Below are 260 nucleotides of genomic sequence, written 5' to 3' on the forward strand. Positions count from 1 at the left end.
GACAACGGTACGGCAAACGCGCTGGCGAAAATCAAAGCCCGCAGCATGGTGTTCCTTTCCAGGTCGTTTATCAGGCGGTCTGTTGCCGCATCCCGAGGGCGCGCACACGAGAGGCGCGCCAAAGTCGTCATTCTGCACTGTTTTACGGGGCCGCAGCAGGCAGCCGCCGCTATCTTCAGGCATATAAAGCGGCAAAACGCGCACCAGCAGCGTCGCCGTGCGCCTTACTTCTGCTGCATCTGTTGCAGGCGGGCGGTGAG

1 protein-coding gene is annotated in these 260 nt (G+C 61.2%); it reads right to left on the bottom strand.

The window, feature by feature from the left end; genetic code table 11:
• On the bottom strand, positions 1–260 hold a 260-nt coding region (locus SB822_RS58500), incomplete at both ends, for a hypothetical protein (protein WP_410859297.1).

The sequence above is a fragment of the Paraburkholderia sp. SIMBA_054 genome (assembly GCF_046534875.1).
In the GTDB taxonomy this organism is placed as follows: domain Bacteria; phylum Pseudomonadota; class Gammaproteobacteria; order Burkholderiales; family Burkholderiaceae; genus Paraburkholderia; species Paraburkholderia hospita.